The organism is Vibrio sp. SCSIO 43140 (assembly GCF_023716585.1).
Lineage (GTDB): Bacteria > Pseudomonadota > Gammaproteobacteria > Enterobacterales > Vibrionaceae > Vibrio > Vibrio maritimus_B.
The window spans coordinates 2,869,198-2,890,185 of record NZ_CP071850.1 but is presented as its reverse complement, the minus strand read 5'-3'; the positions used below and the strand labels follow the sequence as shown (position 1 = coordinate 2,890,185).

Sequence of the window (20,988 nt, the reverse complement as noted above, 5' to 3'; positions counted from 1 at the left end):
CTAGAGAAAGTCTGAACCGACATCACACTTTCATCGTTAATTGCGAGTTAGCCTCCGTTCCTGTTTAGAACTGTTAAACCCCACTCCCTTTTGTTCGTAAAAACATGATCTTGCGCTCACAAAAATAGGATGAGGTGACTTAACCATACTTCGTGTTGTTTTCGCAAAGATATTTACTAACCTTACTTACAACATTAACAATAATGGCTAGGTAAGACATGGATAAGTCACTACTCGCTCCCGAACAAGAGCCTGAAATTTCCGCGGACATAGAAAACCTGTTCTCGCAATATAGCGAACTACTTGAGCTACTTTATTCATCCACTTTATCTCCTACGGGGTTTCAAGCCTTTCTTGATAAAATGGTCGAGATGTTTGACCTTGCAGATATCTGTCTCTTCTTTACCAAGAACGCAACGCTAGACATCTATTCCGCTTGGCTCTCCGGTCCAAAGGCATCGGCGATCGTGGAGTATATTGAACAAAAACATGATAAAGATGACTACGTTGTCGACTACATTCAAGGTCACCCCATGAGCCGGTTTTACTCACTAGAGCAAGACATTGGACGAAGGAGTTCTCCCATTCCTCTTGAGTCTGAAGAGTGGTTTGATGGGCAAGGGTTTAAAGACGTGTGCGGTGCTGTAATACACCGTGATAATAATTCCACCGCAACCATTGTGGCTCATCGGTTGATTGAACAAGGTCCTTTTAATAAGAAAGAGCTATTGATCCTAGATAATCTAATGCCACACATTAAGCAAGCCTACCTTTTGTACCAGCATAAAGAGCACCACGGAAATATAGACGGCTGGAGTAAAGTCATTAATCACATCCCTCATGCGACAATGCTCTTCGGTGCAAGAGGAGAGCTATTAGAAGCGAATATAGAAGCGCAACGTACTATTGCAAAACAGAGCTATATAGAAATCATCGACCAAGAGTTAAGGTTCTCATCCCCACAAAAAGCACGCCAGTTCATTGCGAAGATGCTGAGGATATGTTGTTTAGACTTCAAGGAGCAACAAAGCTTCGAAACCATGTCCTTGGGTGATGCCAAATTTATTATTTCTCCCATCACCATTAATCATGAAAACAAAGGTGCACTTGTCTACATAATCACGAGCCAGATCGAAATCAATCCCAATACCGCTCTCCTAAAGGAGTTATACCACCTCTCAGATATGGAAATAAAAGTCTGCGAGTGTTGTTTACGTGGACTCAATCGCCAAGAGATCGCAGATAAGCTTAACCGCTCGCCCTACACCATTAAGGATCACCTGAAGTCTATTTTCACCAAAACTGGCACAAGGCGACAATCTGAACTGATCGTGACAATTCTCACAACAACCAATTTACCCTCCCCCCCCACTTGGGGGGAAAACTAGTTTCAGCGTTGCCGAATATTGATAGGTAACTTAATTGTTAGTCAATCGTTGCACATACGTTCGCTACGACGTCCGGCTAGATAACAAACAATTATACCTTCAAAGGAAATGAGGCTTAACAATGAAACTTTGCAAAACCGCACTTGCTGCTTCCATCGCGGTAACACTCGCTGCCTGCGGAGGCAGCGATGATGGTACCGACTCCAATCAACAATCCACGACCTATTCAGTCGGCGGTGAAGTTGTCGATGGCTATATCTATAACGCGTTAGTTTGGATAGACATAAACCAAAATGGCACCTTAGATGATGGAGAACCTAACACCTATTCCAACTTGGATGGCTCATATGATTTAGAACTCACAAGTGAACAGGTAGATGCGATCGTCGGCCTTCCGATTTTGGCTGAATTGACCAAGGATTCGGTCGATGTTGGCGCCGACCCTGATGCTTATTCTGACGTCGAGAGCCTTACACAAGATCTGGAGAGCGGTGCATTAACACGCGTGTTCGATGAGACGAACACCGCTCATAAAGTCACGCTGAGTATGCCACCACTAGGTACTAGTGATATCGAATCGCTCAAAACCAATGAATCCGTTTCGGGTCAAGTCATTACGCCCTTTACCACACGTGCCAATGAGTCTATTACTGAGACTCTAGAAGCACTTGATACTTCTGACGATGCTGCAAGTCTAGCCCGCATCGATGAGCTCATTCAGCAAGCGTTTGATGATGTTGCGGCTCAAATACTTGACGAACTCGGCGACAATTCAGGGTTAGACTCTGACGAGTTAGCTGACTTGCTACAACAAGACTTTTTCGACTCTGAAAATGTACCTCAGTCGCTGGCTAATATTCAGGATGACTTAGGTAAAATCGCTGAACGAGATGTGCAAACCAAAGTTGATCAAGAATTAGAAATTCAAAAACTCATTGAAGACAATGCTGGTGCTACAGTAAAAGGCGGCACTAGCTCTAAGTTCTTCACTCCAGATAACACTAACCTGCCTATTACGGTCACTGAGGTATGGTCGAGTGTTGAATCTGTGGAAGGCACAATAACCACAATAGAAAATACCTCAACCACCTACTTCATTAATGACGAAGGTGAAAAACAAGAGTACAGCAAGTATTCCGGCACCTACGTGGAAGATAGTTCAAACAACAGCTTCTACTCTTACGGTACCTACCAAGCTGACTTAAACTTTGATGGTGATTTTACCTTTATTAATCACGCTTATGACGTAGGTACCTTTTCTGATTCCGACTCCGAAAGCAGCCGCACGTTTGAACGCTACCTTGACGAGCAGATTTTGGAACAAGGCGACCATATTGTCGCTGAATATACGGGTATTGAGCTTGACTACGATACCGCTGAAGAGTTTGTTACAGCCATAAAGGCTGAAGATTATTCAGGTGTAGATAGCTTGCAAAAACTAACGGAAACCTCCAAAGAAACTAGCGAGTACATGTATGATTCAAGACATCTTACCATCTACGACCATACTCAAGCCTCGCCAAAAGACTTCGCCACTTATATAGAGCTAAGAGAATATTGGCAAAATAGCGACGGTAGCACAGAAGAAGTCATCTCAAGTGACTGGGAAGCAGATGGTAGCTATAACCGCGTCGTTTCCAATGCATCGACACTTGATGGCGAATCGTATGCCATGACAGAAGAGCCTGTCTGGAATTGGGATGGCTCAGTCAGTGACGAGTATCAACTAAACTATTGGCAAGCGTCGTACGTCGAGAAATCGACCAATGCAGATGGCTACAAAGAAACCATCAGCGGCGGTGAAAAAGCTATCTTGAATGAAGATACCGCAATGCCTGTAACGGACGATAACGATGAGCTTATGGTCTTTAACGACTGGTTGGAAACGACGGTGGTATACAGTGACGACGACGTTAGGGTTCATACGCTGTGGAATCACTACCCATTGGACGGATATGAGTTCACTCGCGAAGAATCAGGGCAGAAATATCAAACTACAGTTAACGATGAGTTGGTAACCTTCCCAGAGTACTGGGGTCAATTCATCGATGATTTACCGACAGTGGTCAATGAGCTCGTTGACGAGGACCTTGGCAAACAAGCTATTTGGCTAAGGGTTATCGGTGAGTCCATTCGAGGTACACAGCACGACTATGATTATTGTGATGTCGAGATTTTTGGCGATGATGCTACATCCGCTGCATTCGCAAATGCTCTGACTCAGTGTGGTGGTACCGAAGCGTTCACTAGTGATGACCTAACAAACTCCACTATTATGAGACGTAAAAACAGTGGAACCGAAGTTCGCTATTGGACACTCAATGAAGGTCAAGCGCCACTCCAAGAGACTTGGACAGTGGACGGTATCAGGAAAAATGAATGGGATTCTTGGTCTATCAATAGCGACGGGCATCTTGTTCTTAAAGTAGGCGATTACACCCGAATCATTGCCGCATACAGTAAAGGCGAATACGGCGCCGGCGTTCTAGTCTTTGACAGTGGTGAAGGTGATGAAAGTGAAATTTGGAGTTCTTACTTCGCCGGTAAAGATGATGCTTACATTCCCGAAACACCAATAACAGAATAGAGTAACTTCAATCAACATACTCCGCCTTCGGGCGGAGTATCAAAACAAATCCTGCTGTGGGCTAGACTCTTCTTGTAATACTTCATTGGGCACGGTTGCCTTGCCTTGAGCAAGTTTGCGTCGATAACGCATACGACAAAGCTTAATAATGTGCAGCTGTTGGGCGGCAGTGTATGACAACCAATTAAAGCGCTCTTCCCGTTTACGCATGCATCCCTGGCAATAGCCTTTTTCATCCACAGTGCACACCCTGACACAAGGGCTGGGCACGGTAAAAAATTCTAATTGTTCCATTGGCTCCCCTTGCAAATAATTCAATCTCATACAATGAGCTTAAATTAAACTTCACAGACCTACTCTACTTGCCACTCCCAGTAACAAGCGCAACTGAGTAAGAATAGTCTGACTCGACCAAATTAATGGTACTAATTGAAGGTGTTACGCAATAACTTCCACATCCTGTGTTGAAATCCCACTATACTAAAGATAACCTACTCCTGACAAAAAACAGTGTTTTATTAGTTAGGCTTGTCAATAATTTCATTCAGTTGGAGCAATGTATATGAAGATTTTTTCTAAGAAGGTACTCGCAGCAGTTGCGCTTCCGGTTCTTATGACGGCGTGTGCCGCTAATGACGCAAAACAGGAGGAGCCGATGAAAGCAGTAACTGCTCAGGATCTTCAACACCACAATTGGAATCTAGTACAGATCGACGGTAACCCAATCACCGTGACTGAACAGAACCAAGTGCCGCGCCTAGAGATCGGCGAGAAAATGACAGCGAACGGCAACGCAGGTTGTAATAACTTCTTCGGCCAAGGTGAGCTAAAAGACGGTCAGTTCCGCATCGAAAAAATGGGCATGACGATGAAGATGTGTCCTGGTGAAGCGATGGATATCGAACGTACCGTATCGCAAACACTTTCAGACTGGAGTGAAATCACTGTGACTCAAAACGGCCTTGAGCTTAAAGGTGAAGCTCACACGCTAACGTTTGAGCTGAAAGATTGGGTTAACTAATCCCCTAGTCCAGCGACTGGCGCTATCAAGTTTATAAACGGCACTCAATGAGTGTCGTTTTTTTGTAGCCAGCCGCCGCCTCATCAGAGCAATCCACATAGCTTTTGCCTATCAATGAAATAAACACTTCCCATTTTCTCTATTGTGAATTCCCCGTTATCGTAACACCAAGTTAAAACACAAGAGAAACTAGCATGACCAGCAACGCACTTATCGTAGAAGGCGGCGCAATGCGAGGTATATTTGCGGCCGGGGTGCTCGATGCATTTCTAGAGCAAAACCATAAACCCTATGACTTTGTGCTTGGTGTATCCGCCGGGGCCTCCAACCTACTTGGGTATTTGGGTAATGCGCCAAGACGAAGTTATCAAGTCATCACGGAACTCGCGACCAGCCAAGCATTTTACAATCCTCGTCGGTTTGTCGCAGGAGGTCACCTAGTCGATGTTAAGTGGCTTTTTGAGGAATCCAATCGTCGCTTTCCGCTCGATTTAGACACCGTGTTTAGTTCCACTCCATTTATTGCCGCCGCAACGAATGTTGCCACTGGTCGACCAGACTATTACGAGGTGACACCAGACAACATCGCGAAGGCGATTGAAGCGACGGCATCTTTACCGTTGGCGTATAAAGATACCCCTTGTTTTGATGGCGGATGTTATACAGATGGTGGCGTCGCCGACTCTATTCCTGTCCGTGAGGCATACCGGCGCGGAGCTCGTGATATCACCGTTATTCTTTCTCACCCGCTGAGTTATGAGATGCCAAAACCTAAAGCAGGTTGGCTGATGAAAAAACTATTCATAAAACACCCCAACGTAGGGCGAGCAATGGCACAGCGCGCGAAAAACTATAATGAGTCTTTGGCGTTTATTCGTAACCCGCCCAAAGACTGCGTTGTGCGTGTTATTACACCGCAGGAAAACTTTCCAGTCCAAAGACTCACGATGGAGAAAGCATTACTTGATATCGGTTATCAGATGGGGGTTGAGGAAGGCCGCCAGCATGTGCGTAGGATAAAAGGAGAGTCATTATATCAGCAGGAAGAGTGTCACTTCTGTTGAGTAACCCTTTCTTTATCAAGAACGAATATATCGAAAAGAAAACGGCACTCGATGAGTGCCGTGTCATTACTTAAAGAGTAGAACTTTCAAGCTTGCCTCTGGGTCAATATCAGCAAACTCTGCTGGGTTATCTAACCTCTCTACAAAGGTTAACTGCGGAGCTTCTTCCGCCATACTCTCGATAAGAAAGTTTGGAGTCACCGTCGGCGAGTTAACACACGCCATTACTTCACCACCCTCGGCCATAAGGTCACCCAAGCGTCGTAAGATCTTCTTGTAGTCTTTGGTCAATGCAAAACTGCCCTTTTGGAATGAAGGCGGGTCGATAACGATAATGTCGTAAGGACCATATTTCTTGATTTTACCCCATGACTTAAAGATGTCGTGGGCCAGAAAGCTAACACTGCCCAGATCGTGACCATTCAATCTATGGTTGTCGCGGCCTTTGTTGAGAGACGCTCGTGCCATATCAACATTGACAACATGCTCAGCGCCGCCTTCTATTGCAGCGACAGAGAAACCACAGGTATACGCAAATAAGTTAAGCACCCGCTTGTCTTGCGACTTGGATTTCACCCATTCACGTCCATTGCGCATATCTAAAAACAAACCGAAGTTCTGGTTACGACCAATATCAAGTTGATACTTGCACCCCAGTTCTTCCACGACAGGTTTCGCATCCAACTCACCGCAAATCACTTCTGAAGGAGCGCCGTCACTGTAACGATGCTGAAGAACAATGGCTTTACCACCAGCTTGTTCCCATCGGTTAGATTGCGCGAGCTCGGCCAACCCCTGTTTTAGAGCGCTGAGAAAAGCGTCATCTACAGGCTTAAACAAATTAACCAGCAACTGGTTTGCTGCCCAATCACAAGTCAGTTGCTCCAGTCCTGGCCAGCACTTACCACGCCCGTGAAACAGACGGCAAACTTCCGTTGGCTTATGATCAAGCTTGGTCTCAATTTGTTGAAAAAACACCGCAAGCTGACTGGCTTGCATCATTGGGCTTTCTGAGATTATTTCTTCGGCCATGTTAACTCCCAAGGTTGAGACCATTGTTCTAATGCACTGCTCAATGCTGCGCTGTTCCATTTACATCCTAGGGATGGCATTCGCGGGTCACACTTAAACTCATAATCGTGACCAAGGAGTGAAAACCTCAATGCATATGCGTGCAGATACCCTCTATCTTCGTTAGCATTTTGCCCATAAATAGGGTCGCCAACGATAGCCGATCCGACGGATTTCAATGCCACTCGGATCTGGTGGGTTTTACCTGTTAAAGGCTTACACAAAAATGCTCGCTCACCGTTTTCACCGGCTAGAGAGAAGAACTGAGTAATCGCTGGATTCTGTTTCGTCGCAACCAACTTCCAAGATGAGCGGCGCGAACGCTCCATATCTCCAGAAACCGTACCCTGTTTTTTCTTGGGCTTTTTACAACCAATCGCTAAATAGTACTTTTCAATATCTCGGTTTTTAAATAATCGAGCAAACTCCGCGGCGACGTCTGATCGCTTCGCTAGAATCAGCAAACCTGATGTCATTTTGTCTAGGCGGTGAACCAGATACAGTGACTCAACGCCAAGATGACCCGCCACATCTCGAACCAGCATGGTATCGCCATCGTCTTTGTGGACGCTTACCCCTGGATGTTTATTGATGACCACGAAATCATCGTTTTCAAAGTGAATATCGAACATGAAAAGCGCTAGATTAGAAATTGTGGACTGGATGATACACAAAAGCTGCCTCAAGGGCAGCTTTTGGTTGGCTTAAACTTTGGTTCATCTAAATAAGGTTAAGCGTTACAGGAATGGATAGGCAAATACGATAAGAATCGCGGCTGGACAAACAAACTTCACATACCAAGGCCATATCTTCCAGAACCAAGACTGTTCAATTTCTGGATTACCTTGCTTAATTTCGTTCAGGAGAGAGTTACGACTCCAAATCCAACCGATAAAGATTGCCCAAACCACACCAAGCAAAGGCTGCATGTAAACGGTTGACGCAGTCGCTACTAGGTCAAACAAGGTATCAAAGTTTGCCGCAATCAATACGCTACATAGGAGAATAGTCCCGCCTAATATCAGCGTCGCCTTATCACGTGACATCGCGGTTTCTTCTTGTAGACATGAAACAGGGACTTCGAGCATTGCGATAGATGAGGTTAGAGCGGCAATCACCATAAGAGCAAAGAACGCGATACCAATAAGCTCTCCCGCTAACCCCATAGAGTCAAATAAGCTAGGTAGTACGACAAACACCAAGTTACCCGAACTGATAAGCTCGCCCAGCTCGTTAAAGATTTGCACCCCGTTTTGTTTAGCAACAAACATCGCAGGTAGGATCAACAAACCAGCCATGAAAGCGACACCGGTATCTATAATAGCGACCTGTCCGGCTGTCTTAGGAATGTTGATGTCTTTACTTAGATAAGAGCCGTACACCATCATCGCGCCCACACCAAGAGAGAGTGAGAAGAATGCTTGCCCCATGGCGTTCACGACTAGACTTGCATCAACATGGTTCCAGTCAGGGACTAAGTACATTTCAAGCCCATCCATCGCCCCATCTTGCGTGAAGATATAAGCGATAAGAAGGATGAATAGCGCAAACAGCACAGGCATAAGTCGAGATGACCATTTCTCAATACCATCTGAGACCCCGCGCTTAACGACGAACACCGTCATAAACATAAAGATAACCGTTAAGCTCACATTGCGTCCGTTACTAAAGGTCACCAACCATTCAGCGACAGAATCTAGACCGATAAACTTAGCAATCGGTGCTGCACCAAACCCGATCAACCAACCTGCTAGAATAGCGTAAAAACTCAGTATCATTGACGCGGTAAGCAAGGCAATCACACCAAATGTAGCGGCAAGCGATTTATTCTTAGTCCAAATCTTACGTAACGATGCAATCGGGTTGGATTGACCGTAGCGACCAATCGTCAGCTCAGCAATCAACATAGGAAAGGCAAGTAAGCCCATCATTAACAGATAGACCAAAAGAAAAGCGGCACCACCATTTGTGGCAGTTTGAGTTGGGAAACCCCAAACATTACCTAAGCCCACTGCACTACCAGCGGCAGCCATAATAAAGCCAAAGCGGGAAGTAAATTGTCCTCTATCGGAACTTGTCATTATTTTGTACCAGCACGTCGATGTTCGACGCTGTGTTGAAAATGGCTTTCCCTGATACCAATATCAACGCAAACGGCCATTCAATGTTGAACCGTTATTCCATGTGCGAAGTCATGTGACTCTAGAATAGAAGTGTATATTTGAATTTACACACCAAAAACAAGGAGAGTTTCACAAGCGGGTGGCAAGTAAAACAGGTTATCTTTACAATTGGAAGCCCAAAACTCTTGGCTGATTATTTTCCATTCAATTTACCCATGATTTGCTGCACTTATCAGCAATTGTAAACCTATTCTATTCGGTATTTCACGCCTTCTAGTCGCTATAATCTCGTTCAACTTAGTGTCAGTCTGCCTAAGTGTCGCGCCTTTCGCTCACATCTGTATCTCTTTGTATTTGACAGACACTTCACTATTCCAAATACTTGATTCTGAGATTATTATTTGCGAAATCGTCTTTCTATTGAGGCTAAATGGACAAGGTCTATCACTTTCTAACGCTCGCGGGCATCGGTTTATACTGGGTTCTGGTAGCTGGTGTCACACTTCGAGTCGTGCTTAAAAGGCGTGCCGTTAGCGTGTCACTTGCCTGGCTTATGGTGATTTATATCATCCCTGTCGTCGGGGTGATCTGTTATTTCATGTTTGGCGAGCTCAATCTCGGTAGAAAACGAGCTGAAAGAGCGCGGGTCATGTACCACCCTTTTGAGGAGTGGTTTCACCAATTAAACGACTGTAATGCCCACGTTCCCGACAATATGGGTACCCACATTTCAAAGATCGATAACCTGTGCAATAAACGCATGGGGATCCCCGCGCTGTGTGGTAACGAACTGCAGCTACAGACCACGCCTCAAGAAATTCTCCTATCCGTCATTGAAGATATAGAAAACGCCAAACACAGCATTCGCATGGTATTTTACATTTGGTATCCAGGTGGTCTTGCCGACTCTGTCGCATCAGCGTTAATTCAAGCATCCAAGCGTGGTGTAAACGTGAAGGTGTTGCTAGATTCCGCTGGTAGCCCTACATTCTTTCGAAGCCATTGGGCAACCATGATGCGGGATGCGGGTATTGAGTTGGTTGAAGGGCTCGAAGTCTCTCCTTGGCGTATCTTCCTAAGAAGGTTGGATCTAAGACAGCACCGCAAAATCATCGTTATTGATGACGACGTTGCCTATACAGGCTCTATGAATATGGTAGACCCCGCATACTTCAAACAAAACTCAGGGGTTGGGCAATGGATCGATATCATGGTCCGAGTAGAAGGGCCAACAGTCAACGTGCTATCTGCCATTCACTGTTGGGACTGGGAAGTAGAGACCGGTGACAGACAGCTACCCGCTCAACCAGAATGCCAAATTAGTATTCCAGAGGACTCAAAACCCGTTCAAGTGGTACCGTCTGGGCCTGGTATGCCGAACCAGTTGATAGGTCAAGTGCTCACCATTGCCATGCACCAAGCGGAAAAGTCAGTAAGAATAACAACGCCTTATTTTGTACCAAGTGCAGACCTCTTGGAAACCATCAAGACCACAGCACAGCGTGGCGTAGATGTTGAGCTGATTATTCCTAAGCACAATGACTCAGTGATGGTGAAATGGGCATCACGTGCCTTCTATTCTGAGCTACTCGCCTCTGGGGTTAAGATCCATGAGTTTGATGGCGGTTTACTCCATACCAAATCCGTTGTCATTGACGAGTTATTCTGCCTCGTGGGTACCGTGAATATGGATATGCGCAGTCTATGGCTGAACTTTGAGGTGACGCTCGCAGTGGAAGATCCTGAGTTCACTCACAAGATGCACCAATTACAAAGTCACTATATCGAGAGCAGCGACCTCGTAGACTCCAACGTGTGGAAACAGCGCAGCATTTATCATCGTTTCTTTGAACGACTATTCTATCTGTTCAATCCTCTGCTCTGACCATAGCGTATATTGAAACACTGACCTAGTTAATGAAGGCCAAAGACTTGCAACTCTTTGGCCTTCATGGTTTATTGCTGTTATCTACTCAATAAAATTATAGCCTCAACCACATTCGTGCTTGGGTCCAGACAGGGATTCTTGATGTCAGAAAGCAAAACCACCAAATTTGTCACCGCTGGTCGCGATAAAAAATGGACCAATGGTGTCGTTAACCCGCCAGTACAGCGCGCGTCTACTATCGTCTTTGATACCGTAGCAGAAAAACATCACGCGACCGTCAACCGAGCAAATAAGACACTGTTTTACGGTCGTCGCGGCACCAACACACACTTTGCTTTCCAAGATGCAATGACAGAGATTGAAGGCGGTGTGGGGTGTGCACTATACCCTTGCGGCACGGCTGCGATTTCTAATGCCATTCTTTCATTTGTAGAGACTGGTGATCATATTCTTATGGTGGATACTTGTTACGAACCGACTCGTGATTTCTGTGACAGCATCATGAAGAAAATGGGTGTAGAAACGACCTATTATGACCCGCTGATTGGTGAAGGCATTAAAGAGCTAATCCAACCCAACACGAAAATCCTATTTTTGGAATCTCCTGGCTCTATTACGATGGAAATCCAAGATGTTCCTGGAATGGCGAAAATCGCTCACGAACACGACATCATCGTGATGCTCGACAACACTTGGGGAGCGGGCGTTAACTTCTCGCCATTTGAGCACGGAGTAGACATCTCGATTCAGGCAGCCACTAAGTATATTGTTGGTCACTCAGATGTGATGCTAGGTACTGCGGTTACTCACGAGAAATACTGGGACCAACTTCGTGAACAAAGCTATCTAATGGGACAATGCGTGTCTCCTGACGACGCGTATTTAGGTCTTCGTGGCATACGCACCCTTGATGTGAGACTCCGTCAACATGCCGAGAACAGCCTAAAAGTCGCACAATGGTTGGCTACCCGACCAGAAGTCGATCATGTTCGCCACCCTGCCCTAGAAACCTGTCCGGGGAGCGAATATTTCCACCGCGACTTTACTGGCGGCAACGGTCTATTCTCATTCGTACTAAAAACCAGCTACCCGCGAGCAACGACTGCCCTGTTAGATGGGATGAAGCACTTCAGCATGGGCTACTCATGGGGTGGATTCGAAAGCTTGATCTTAGCGAACGAGCCAAAGAGTTTTAACTCTCTCCGAACCGTCGCTCACCCGAACTTTGAAGGCACACTCGTACGACTTCATATTGGATTAGAGAGTGTCGAAGATTTGATTGAAGATTTGAAAGCGGGTTTTGAGCGCTATAATTCGGTTATACAAGAAAAAACCGTTACTCAATAAACGTTTAATGGCTTTCTAAATGAAAGCCATTTTTTATCAGATAAGGACATATACATGAGACTTAGAGCAGACGTCGCTATCCTAGATATCCTAGGGCATCTACTAATTTGGTTGATACTGAGCTTCATTACCTTTGGTATCGCGCTGTTCTTTTTCCCTTATTCGTTTTCAAAGTTCATCCTTAATCGAACCTACGTCATCGATGACATGGGACGAGAAAGAAAAATGGATTGCGACATCGATCTATTCAGTGATCTTGGACACGTGCTGCTCTGGTTCGTGATTTCAATTTTGACGCTGGGTATTGGCTATATCTTCTACTTCTACCGCGTCTGGAACTATGCTTTGAATAATACCCGCGTTGAATAATACGCAGATTGAGTAATACTCGCGTCACTTGATGTTAAAGTGATAGATAGTAAGGCAGGTTTATACCTGCCTTTGTTATTAGTAGTAACTGACTGTAGGGTCCACGCATTGGTAGATTTGACCAATACTTTCATCATTAGTTATTAACTGATGGAGAAGACGTGCGACTTCGCTACGGTGTATGGCACCATGAATTTCAACGTGTTGCGATAACTCTCCCTGTTCGGTCACGTCCCCATCTTTTAATCCGCCAGGTCGTAAGATGGTGTAATCGAGTGTACTGCTTGTTAACCAAGCCTCTGCCAATGACTTCTCACGCACAGCGCCACCAAAACCCGCTTTTGCTCTTTCAGAAAGGTATTGCCACGAATCACCACAACCGAGCGATGTCACGAGAACGAAGCGACGAATTCCATTAAGCTCTAGCGCATCCACCAAGTAGCGATGTCCGATGTAATCAACAGGGTTATCTGAGCGGAAACTGCCCATAGTTGATAGTACCACGGCATCTTTTGGCAACTGTCCAACCGCCTCTTCTACAGACTGTTTATCGGTCGCATCACATGTGATGAGAGTCTGACACAAAGACTTTAGATCTGGTTCTTTTTCCGGGTTTCTTGCCACGCCGATGACAGGAATAGCTTGGTCTGAAAAATAGCGCACCGCTGCAAGGCCTAAGCCGCTGCTCGCTCCAAAAATTACAATTGCTTTCATTTAACGCCCTCTTTGATAATGCGAACAATTTACATCATCAATAAGAAAATTCTATAATCTGCGTCAAAGAACGTACCTTTGGGTAATACGCCATCCATGCTAAAGTTATGAATTAAAACATGGATGTCTCGATTAGGATAAATCATATGAATGCCACCTCCCCTACTCTCTACTATGTATACGACCCCATGTGTGCGTGGTGTTGGGGCTACAAACCCGTTTGGGATTCGATTCGAGCATCGCTCAGTGATGAAATAGAGATCCAATATGTCTTAGGTGGTCTAGCCGAAGATACCAACCAACCCATGCCGGTACCCATGCGAGCCCAGATTGCTGAATATTGGCGCAAGATCGAGTCTTATCTTGGTACCGAGTTTAACCATGATTTTTGGACGCTGAACGAACCGAGACGCTCCACTTATCCTGCGTGTCGCGCAGTAGTCGCCGCTCGAGCTCAAGGTGCAGAGTTGGAAATGTACGCGGCGATACAAAGAGCCTATTATCTTGAAGCTAGAAACCCGAGTGACAACCCGGTACTTATACAGCTTGCCGAGAGCATTGGCCTTGATAAAGTTAAGTTCGAACAGGACCTCACCGCTACTGAGACCCATGAAGCACTACTTCAAGAGATAAATTTTGCACGCAATATCGGCGGAAACAGTTTCCCATCTCTGTTTTTAGTCAGAGGAACCTCCGTTATAGAGTTACCTGTCGATTATCAGCGCCCTGAAGTGACCCTCTCTCAAGTGCGTTCAATAGCTCGTACTAGTTAAACGTTTCTACTTGGTAGCTAAAATATTCACGGTTTACTGTTATTTATAAAGCTGCCGTATACACTTATTCAGGAAACAAACCGATTTATTAAACGGTTTCCTTGAACTACTGTTTCACCCAATAAGAAAGTGTCTAATGACCAAAACCCAGTTTGTCGCGCATTTTTTGCGTATGAATCGCACCTCTTACTTACTCGCGATTGTCTTCATTTTTCTCGTCAACTGGCTTCAGGTTGAGATCCCACGCTACATACAATTGGCTATCGACCTTCTCGATGACATCAGCGCTGAGAGCCATAGCCAGTTGCAGTACTACGTTTCAATTGTCGTCGTAATGGCGATTGCTATGATCATCACGCGCATCCTCTCACGTATCTATGGGCTGAATCCTGGACGAATTACCGAGGCAGAACTAAAAAACATTCTTCTGAATAGACTCAATCGCTTGCCCAATCAATTTCATAGCAAGTTCGCTTCCGGTCGTCTTATATCCATAGTAAACAATGACTTGATGGGCATTCGACTCATGTTTGGGGTGGGTTTTTTGCAGCTCTTCAATACTATGCTTGCGCTGTCGATGACACCACTTTGGATGTGGCGTATTTCGCCTGAGCTAACGCTTTATTCCGTCATTCCTATCGCGATTGCCTTCGTGATTTTTCGCATTGGTTTTACGCGAATGAAAGATCTGCATATGGAGCATATGCGTCGTCTACAAAAATATTCTGCCCAGTTGATGAGCTACCTGTCAGCGATCGATTTGATCAAAAGCCAGCAAATGTCCGCATGGGTGCAAGCGGAAACTGACCAGCTCAACAAAAAGCTACTTAACTGTCAGATGAAGCTCACACGGATTCAGGTCTTCTACATGCCGGTACTCGATTACGCCAATAACGTCATGAAGATCCTCATACTTGGCCTTGGCGGATACATGCTGATGCAGCAAGAGCTAACCTTGGGTGAGATCACGGCCTTTTTGACCTACTCAGTGCTGCTGTCGATGCCGTTAATGGCGCTTGGCAGAATCGCAACCATTTATCAACGCGGTATGGTTGGTATCACAAGTGTGCAAACCATCCTCAATGCAGACATCCCGGAGATTGACACTCAAACATTACCCTCTTCAAAAATCGAATCACTTAAAGGGCAGACTTTATCCGTTCGAAATCTAAGTTATCGCTACCCGGGTGACGAAAAGCTTACTTTGGATAACATCAGCTTTGATATTCTACCTGGCAAAAAGGTTGGCATATTGGGCAGCATTGGCGCAGGCAAAACTACGCTAGTTAACTGCCTAAATCACCACCTCGACGTGCCCAGTAACAGTGTTTTTCTTGGTAATGAAGATATAACGGCATTTTCTCGAGGTGACTTAAGGCGTTATGTCAAAACCATCACTCAAGACCCGTATCTGTTTTCTGCCACTATCGAGGAAAACGTTCGATTTGGTAGTGCCAATTCAGATATTGATGAGAAGGATGTCAAAGCAGTTTTGGCGCTTAGCCAACTCGCCAATGACATTGAACGCTTTGAACAAGGTGATCAAACGGTCGTTGGTGAGAAAGGCGTCATGCTTTCAGGAGGCCAGAAACAGCGTTTAAGCATCGCCAGGGCGCTGTTAGAACCTTGCGATTTGATCATCATGGATAACGTGCTATCTGCCGTTGATTACGATACCGAACGCAAGATTCTTGAAGGACTATTTGAAAGACTAAAGAATCAATCAGTACTGGTTGTTTCTCACAGAGTCAATGCGCTCGAATATATGGACGAAATTATCGTCCTTAATGAAGGTAAAGTGATTGCCAAGGGTGATCATCAAACACTGTTAGAAACGTCACCATACTACAAAGAGACCTGGCAGCTGCAACAAACTGAAGCGGAGGTGGGCTCATGTTAAAAGGTATGGATGTAAAATACCTCAAGCACTTCTTCCAGTTTGCGAAAAAGTACAAGCGAACTGCAATTATAGGCATCGCTATGCTGCCTCTTTCTATTGCTACCAGCTTGCTGTTTCCGTGGTTAATCATCCAAGTCATCGATGTCTACCTATCGCAAGGCAACATGGATGGGTTACTACAACATATCTTCTATTTGGTTATCGTCCTTATCATCAGTTATATCGTCGATACGACTTATGCTTATAACCTAAGAAAAACTGGCCAGCACACCATCACGGATATGCGCTCGGTATTGGTGTCTCGCGTGCTTAGACTTCCACGCAGTTATTTCGATAACACGCCTATCGGTATTACCTTGTCACGTTTAACAAGCGATCTCGAAACGATCGGTGATTCGTTTGTGCAATCCGTTGTTGGGTTAGTACGAGACTCGTTAAACACCATCGCACTACTCATCATGATGCTGTTTATCGATTGGAAGTTGACCATGGTGGTACTTGTGGTCATGCCACCGGTCATTTACTTGACTGTCTTTGTCCGTAATAAACTTCGCCAAATGCATCAGATTACACGCTCGGCACTCGCGAGAGGCATTGGTTACTTACAAGAGGTGCTACTGGGCGTAAAAACCGTGCAGTTCTACCGAGCGGAAGAGGAAGTAGAAGCGAGATACAAAAGCTACACGGATGAGTTTTTGGCGGCTCAAATGAAGGTCAATAAATACGACGCTATTCTGTTTGCCTTTATCTCCGGCGTCACCTCTATCACCATCGCGCTGATGATTTGGTTTGGTTCTGGTCAGGTGCTGGAAGCCTCTTTAACGCTCGGTGTGCTCATTGCCTTCATCAATACGCTTGAGAAAGTATTCGTGCCAATACGCGATTTTACCTCTCAGATTGCGTCGATTCAGAGCTCATTTGCCGCGTTCGACCATATTGAAGAGCTATTCGTCGAACCTCTGGAAGAGGAAGGTCATCAGTTACTCGCTAAACAACAAGTTGAGCCAGAGCTTAAGGTGTTTAAAAGTTTGGAGTTTCGTAACGTGAGCTTTCGCTACAAGAAAGACGCACCTTACGTGCTGAAGGATGTTTCATTTACTCTTAACAAAGGTCATCAAGTCGCGCTAGTTGGCTCCACTGGCTCTGGTAAGTCGACAATTATGCGACTGATTACCAAGACATATCGGCACTACGAAGGCAGCATCTTGCTCAACGGTATCGAGCTTTCACAAATTGCAGCCGATGACTGCGCGCACCTTTTCTCAATGATGATGCAAGACGTTCATCTCTTTGAGCAGAGCATTCACTTCAACATCGCGCTAGGTAAAGAAGGTGTAGGCCGAGAAGAAGTCGTCGAAGCCGCGCGCTATGTTTACGCAGACCGATTTATAGAACAGCTTCCAAGAGATTATGACTTTAAGCTCGACAAAAATGGCGCCAACCTGTCTGTTGGGCAAACTCAGCTTATCTCGTTTGCTCGTGCCATCGCACAAGGCGGGCAAATTATGATGCTTGATGAAGCCACCAGCTCCGTTGACTCAATCACCGAAGACCTCATTCAAAAGGCGATGAGCCGGCTTTACCAAGAGAAAACCGTCATTGCTATCGCGCACAGATTAAGTACCGTCCGACACTCCGACCTTATTTTGGTGCTCGATAAAGGGGAAGTCGTCGAAAGGGGTAACCATCGTGAGTTGGTAGCACAGAATGGCTTGTACGCGGGACTTTTGAATGATTCGATTGAACAGACGAAAGGAGAGCAAAAAGCAGCGAGCTAGAGCCCATCTTTCATTTTATCGCTCCACAAACAAACCAAAAATTGTCGTCATCCTCGAGACATCGAGGATCTTCTGAAGCGAGTGAGTGAGTGATGGTAATCAATTGCTGTAAGTGGAATGTTGTTTTTTAGCGCATCACACGCTAGATGAGATCTCCTTTTTCAAGGAGATGACGGGGTATGAGGGTTTAAAATCAAACTAATAATCTGGCACCCTTCTTGAAACACAAAAAAACCTGCCATTTGGCAGGTTTTCTATCATTCGAGTATCAAATTACTCTTCAGAAGCGTCATCCGCTGCAGGTGCTTCAGGAGTATCAGTTGCAGTAGCATCAGCGACTGTGCCTTCTGTACCCTCTTCACCTTCAACTTCCGCTAGCTCTTCCACTTCATCGATGCGTTGTAGACCCACTACAGACTCATCAGAAGCGGTACGGATTAGCGTGACACCTTGAGTGTTACGACCGACTTGGCTCACCTCTGCAACGCGAGTACGTACTAGCGTACCTGCATCGGTGATCATCATCATTTCGTCGCCTTCTTCAACTTGAACAGCGCCAACTACAGGACCGTTTCGCTCAGAGACCTTGATTGAAACCACACCTTGCGTTGCACGACCCTTGGTTGGGTACTCTTCAAGCTCAGTACGCTTACCGTAGCCGTTTTGCGTCACAGTTAGGATGTCGCCTTCGTTTGAAGGAACAATCAGAGACACAACTTGGTCATCGTCAGCCAGCTTCATACCGCGAACACCAGCCGCAGTACGACCCATTGCACGGACTTTGTCTTCGCTAAAGCGAACCACTTTACCCTGCTTCGAGAAAAGCATCACGTCGCTGTCGCCATTGGTGATATCCACACCAATTAGCGAGTCATCATCACGTAGGTTCACAGCGATTAGGCCGTTCGCACGTACGTTAGAGAACTGATCTAGTGACGTCTTCTTCACTGTACCGTCGCCAGTCGCCATGAAGATGTACTTGTCAGCGCTGAACTCAGACACTGGCAGGATAGCCGTGATACGCTCACCTTCTTCTAGTGGAAGAATGTTAACGATAGGCTTACCACGAGCTGTACGGCTCGCTTGTGGCAATTGATATACTTTCAGACGGTAAGTCTTACCGCGAGTAGAGAAGCACAAGATGTTGTCGTGAGTGTTAGCAACAAGCAGACGCTCGATGTAATCCTCATCCTTCATCTTAGTCGCACTCTTACCTTTACCACCACGACGCTGAGCTTCGTAATCGCTTAGGTATTGATACTTCACGTAACCTTCGTGAGACAGAGTGACTACTACGTCTTCACGAGCGATCAGCTCTTCCATATCAATGTCATGAACGGCAGCAGTAATTTCACTGCGACGCTCGTCACCGTAAGTCGCTTGAACTTCTTCTAGCTCTTCGGTGATCACTTCCATCAAGCGCTCTGTGCTTGCAAGGATGTGCATTAATTCTGCAATCTCTTCTAGAAGTGCTTTGTACTCATCTAGGATCTTCTCATGCTCTAGACCGGTTAGACGGTGTAGGCGAAGTTCTAGAATCGCTTGAGCTTGTTGCTCAGTTAGGTAGTACAGACCGTCACGGATACCGTATTGGTCTTCTAGCCAATCTGGGCGAGCCGCGTCAGTACCCGCACGCTCTAGCATTGATGCTACGCTACCTAGTTCCCAACCACGAGAAACTAGACCAACTTTAGCTTCAGCAGGCGTTGGTGCGTTTTTAATAAGTTCGATAACTTCATCGATGTTCGCCAGTGCCAGAGATAGCGCTTCAAGGATATGAGCACGGTCTCTTGCTTTACGAAGTTCGAAGATAGTACGACGAGTCACAACCTCACGGCGGTGATCAACGAAGCACTTCAGCATGTCCTTAAGGTTGAACAGCTGTGGCTGACCATTGTTTAGGGCAACCATGTTGATACCGAATGTGGTTTGTAGCTGAGTCTGTGAGTACAGGTTGTTTAGAACCACTTCACCGACTGCGTCACGCTTACATTCGATAACAATGCGCATACCGTCTTTATCAGACTCATCACGTAGTGCGCTAATGCCTTCTACTTTCTTATCTTTAACAAGCTCTGCAATCTTTTCGATTAGGCGAGCTTTGTTCACCTGATAAGGGATCTCGGTAACAATGATGGTTTCTTTGCCATTCTTGTCTTCTTCGATCTCGGCTTTAGAACGCATGTAGACTTTACCACGACCCGTCTTGTAAGCATCGATGATGCCTTTACGACCACTGATCAGTGCCGCTGTCGGGAAATCTGGGCCCGGGATGTAATCCATGAGCTCATCAATCGTGATGTCTTCGTTCTTGATGTATGCCAAACAGCCATCGATAACTTCATTTAAGTTATGCGGTGGAATGTTGGTCGCCATACCTACCGCGATACCAGAAGCACCGTTTACTAGTAGGTTTGGAATCTTAGTCGGCAGAACCGCTGGAATTTGCTCTGTTCCGTCATAGTTAGGAACATAGTCAACGGTTTCTTTGTCTAGGTCTGCTAACAGCTCATGAGCGATTTTAGCCATGCGGACTTCGGTATAACGCATTGCCGCCGCTGAATCGCCATCAATGGAACCGAAGTTACCTTGACCATCTACCAACATGTAGCGAAGCGAGAACGGTTGAGCCATACGAACGATAGTGTCGTATACAGCACTATCACCGTGTGGGTGATATTTACCGATTACGTCGCCGACAACACGGGCAGACTTTTTATATGGTTTATTCCAATCATTACCTAGTACATTCATCGCGAACAGAACGCGGCGGTGTACTGGTTTTAGGCCATCACGCACATCTGGAAGAGCACGACCCACGATGACTGACATCGCGTAGTCGAGATATGAGCCTCTCAGCTCATCTTCAATGTTTACGGGCGTGATCTCTTTAGCTAGATCGCTCATAGAGCCAATATCCCTCTATATTTTGATCGTATATTGATACGTATAAGGTGACAAAATA

16 protein-coding genes are annotated in these 20,988 nt (G+C 45.7%); 10 read left to right on the top strand and 6 right to left on the bottom strand.

All coding sequences use genetic code 11. From position 1 onward, the window contains the following. Positions 1–218 precede the first annotated feature (218 nt). Entirely contained in the window at positions 219–1,388 is a 1,170-nt protein-coding gene (locus J4N45_RS13825; RefSeq protein WP_252011957.1) for a helix-turn-helix transcriptional regulator, read from the top strand. A 121-nt stretch (positions 1,389–1,509) separates the two neighbouring features. Continuing rightward, positions 1,510–3,975 carry a hypothetical protein gene (locus J4N45_RS13820; protein WP_252011955.1) on the top strand — a complete coding sequence of 822 codons (2,466 nt, stop codon included), beginning with the start codon at positions 1,510–1,512 and terminating at the stop codon, positions 3,973–3,975. 39 nt (positions 3,976–4,014) lie between these two features. Here the strand turns inward: J4N45_RS13820 and J4N45_RS13815 are convergent, their stop codons facing one another. Then, positions 4,015–4,269 (bottom strand): DUF1289 domain-containing protein, encoded by a 255-nt coding sequence (locus J4N45_RS13815; RefSeq protein WP_252011953.1) that lies wholly within the window; start codon positions 4,267–4,269, stop codon positions 4,015–4,017. Positions 4,270–4,537: 268 nt separating this feature from the next. On the opposite strand from J4N45_RS13815, the gene J4N45_RS13810 reads away from it, so the two are divergent. Both J4N45_RS13810 and J4N45_RS13805 read left to right on the top strand, forming a co-directional pair. Further along, the gene (locus J4N45_RS13810; RefSeq protein WP_128648896.1) at positions 4,538–4,996 is read left to right on the top strand and encodes an META domain-containing protein; all 459 of its coding nucleotides are present in this window, start codon (positions 4,538–4,540) and stop codon (positions 4,994–4,996) included. Positions 4,997–5,190: 194 nt separating this feature from the next. Then, complete coding sequence (locus J4N45_RS13805; RefSeq protein ID WP_252011951.1) at positions 5,191–6,060, top strand: patatin-like phospholipase family protein; 870 nt, start codon at positions 5,191–5,193, stop codon at positions 6,058–6,060. Positions 6,061–6,126: 66 nt separating this feature from the next. Here the strand turns inward: J4N45_RS13805 and J4N45_RS13800 are convergent, their stop codons facing one another. From J4N45_RS13800 to J4N45_RS13790, 3 genes are all read right to left on the bottom strand, one after another. Further along, positions 6,127–7,059 carry a class I SAM-dependent methyltransferase gene (locus J4N45_RS13800; RefSeq protein ID WP_252014696.1) on the bottom strand — a complete coding sequence of 311 codons (933 nt, stop codon included), beginning with the start codon at positions 7,057–7,059 and terminating at the stop codon, positions 6,127–6,129. Positions 7,060–7,076: 17 nt separating this feature from the next. Continuing rightward, on the bottom strand, positions 7,077–7,763 hold the full coding sequence (locus J4N45_RS13795) for a TIGR01621 family pseudouridine synthase (protein WP_252011949.1): 687 nt from the start codon (positions 7,761–7,763) through the stop codon (positions 7,077–7,079). 105 nt (positions 7,764–7,868) lie between these two features. Further along, positions 7,869–9,212 (bottom strand): sodium-dependent transporter, encoded by a 1,344-nt coding sequence (locus tag J4N45_RS13790; protein ID WP_252011946.1) that lies wholly within the window; start codon positions 9,210–9,212, stop codon positions 7,869–7,871. 472 nt (positions 9,213–9,684) lie between these two features. On the opposite strand from J4N45_RS13790, the gene cls reads away from it, so the two are divergent. From cls to J4N45_RS13775, 3 genes are all read left to right on the top strand, one after another. Then, the gene (gene cls, locus J4N45_RS13785; protein ID WP_252011945.1) at positions 9,685–11,139 is read left to right on the top strand and encodes a cardiolipin synthase; all 1,455 of its coding nucleotides are present in this window, start codon (positions 9,685–9,687) and stop codon (positions 11,137–11,139) included. Positions 11,140–11,283: 144 nt separating this feature from the next. Beyond that, positions 11,284–12,489: a cystathionine beta-lyase gene (locus J4N45_RS13780; RefSeq protein WP_252011942.1), complete on the top strand. Its 1,206-nt coding sequence runs from the start codon at positions 11,284–11,286 to the stop codon at positions 12,487–12,489. Positions 12,490–12,543: 54 nt separating this feature from the next. After that, entirely contained in the window at positions 12,544–12,858 is a 315-nt protein-coding gene (locus J4N45_RS13775) for a DUF6693 family protein (RefSeq protein WP_234495694.1), read from the top strand. A gap of 78 nt (positions 12,859–12,936) precedes the next feature. On the opposite strand, the gene J4N45_RS13770 is transcribed toward J4N45_RS13775, so the two are convergent. Then, on the bottom strand, positions 12,937–13,572 hold the full coding sequence (locus J4N45_RS13770) for an SDR family oxidoreductase (protein ID WP_252011940.1): 636 nt from the start codon (positions 13,570–13,572) through the stop codon (positions 12,937–12,939). Positions 13,573–13,718: 146 nt separating this feature from the next. Between J4N45_RS13770 and J4N45_RS13765 the strand changes: the two genes are divergently transcribed. The 3 genes from J4N45_RS13765 to J4N45_RS13755 all read left to right on the top strand — a co-directional run bounded on the left by J4N45_RS13765 (position 13,719) and on the right by J4N45_RS13755 (position 18,023). Continuing rightward, complete coding sequence (locus J4N45_RS13765) at positions 13,719–14,345, top strand: DsbA family protein (RefSeq protein ID WP_252011938.1); 627 nt, start codon at positions 13,719–13,721, stop codon at positions 14,343–14,345. Positions 14,346–14,481: 136 nt separating this feature from the next. Continuing rightward, a complete protein-coding gene (locus J4N45_RS13760) occupies positions 14,482–16,245 on the top strand; it encodes an ABC transporter ATP-binding protein (protein ID WP_252011936.1) in 1,764 nt (587 codons plus the stop codon). After that, positions 16,239–18,023, top strand: a complete 1,785-nt coding sequence (locus tag J4N45_RS13755) for an ABC transporter ATP-binding protein (protein WP_252011934.1) — start codon at positions 16,239–16,241, stop codon at positions 18,021–18,023. The genes J4N45_RS13760 and J4N45_RS13755 overlap by 7 nt, the downstream gene beginning before the upstream one ends. 273 nt (positions 18,024–18,296) lie before the next feature. Here the strand turns inward: J4N45_RS13755 and gyrA are convergent, their stop codons facing one another. After that, positions 18,297–20,930, bottom strand: a complete 2,634-nt coding sequence (gyrA, locus tag J4N45_RS13750) for a DNA topoisomerase (ATP-hydrolyzing) subunit A (RefSeq protein WP_252011932.1) — start codon at positions 20,928–20,930, stop codon at positions 18,297–18,299. Positions 20,931–20,988: the final 58 nt, after the last annotated feature.

What these genes read in the sequence shown, in the direction of transcription:
- J4N45_RS13780 (WP_252011942.1), top strand. Translation starts at nt 11,284, where the DNA reads ATGTCAGAAAGCAAAACCACCAAATTTGTCACCGCTGGTCGCGATAAA.
- cls (WP_252011945.1), top strand. Translation starts at nt 9,685, where the DNA reads ATGGACAAGGTCTATCACTTTCTAACGCTCGCGGGCATCGGTTTATAC.
- J4N45_RS13790 (WP_252011946.1), bottom strand. Translation starts at nt 9,212, where the DNA reads ATGACAAGTTCCGATAGAGGACAATTTACTTCCCGCTTTGGCTTTATT.
- J4N45_RS13795 (WP_252011949.1), bottom strand. Translation starts at nt 7,763, where the DNA reads ATGTTCGATATTCACTTTGAAAACGATGATTTCGTGGTCATCAATAAA.
- J4N45_RS13815 (WP_252011953.1), bottom strand. Translation starts at nt 4,269, where the DNA reads ATGGAACAATTAGAATTTTTTACCGTGCCCAGCCCTTGTGTCAGGGTG.
- J4N45_RS13760 (WP_252011936.1), top strand. Translation starts at nt 14,482, where the DNA reads ATGACCAAAACCCAGTTTGTCGCGCATTTTTTGCGTATGAATCGCACC.
- J4N45_RS13775 (WP_234495694.1), top strand. Translation starts at nt 12,544, where the DNA reads ATGAGACTTAGAGCAGACGTCGCTATCCTAGATATCCTAGGGCATCTA.
- J4N45_RS13825 (WP_252011957.1), top strand. Translation starts at nt 219, where the DNA reads ATGGATAAGTCACTACTCGCTCCCGAACAAGAGCCTGAAATTTCCGCG.
- J4N45_RS13755 (WP_252011934.1), top strand. Translation starts at nt 16,239, where the DNA reads ATGTTAAAAGGTATGGATGTAAAATACCTCAAGCACTTCTTCCAGTTT.
- gyrA (WP_252011932.1), bottom strand. Translation starts at nt 20,930, where the DNA reads ATGAGCGATCTAGCTAAAGAGATCACGCCCGTAAACATTGAAGATGAG.
- J4N45_RS13770 (WP_252011940.1), bottom strand. Translation starts at nt 13,572, where the DNA reads ATGAAAGCAATTGTAATTTTTGGAGCGAGCAGCGGCTTAGGCCTTGCA.
- J4N45_RS13765 (WP_252011938.1), top strand. Translation starts at nt 13,719, where the DNA reads ATGAATGCCACCTCCCCTACTCTCTACTATGTATACGACCCCATGTGT.
- J4N45_RS13810 (WP_128648896.1), top strand. Translation starts at nt 4,538, where the DNA reads ATGAAGATTTTTTCTAAGAAGGTACTCGCAGCAGTTGCGCTTCCGGTT.
- J4N45_RS13800 (WP_252014696.1), bottom strand. Translation starts at nt 7,059, where the DNA reads ATGCAAGCCAGTCAGCTTGCGGTGTTTTTTCAACAAATTGAGACCAAG.
- J4N45_RS13820 (WP_252011955.1), top strand. Translation starts at nt 1,510, where the DNA reads ATGAAACTTTGCAAAACCGCACTTGCTGCTTCCATCGCGGTAACACTC.
- J4N45_RS13805 (WP_252011951.1), top strand. Translation starts at nt 5,191, where the DNA reads ATGACCAGCAACGCACTTATCGTAGAAGGCGGCGCAATGCGAGGTATA.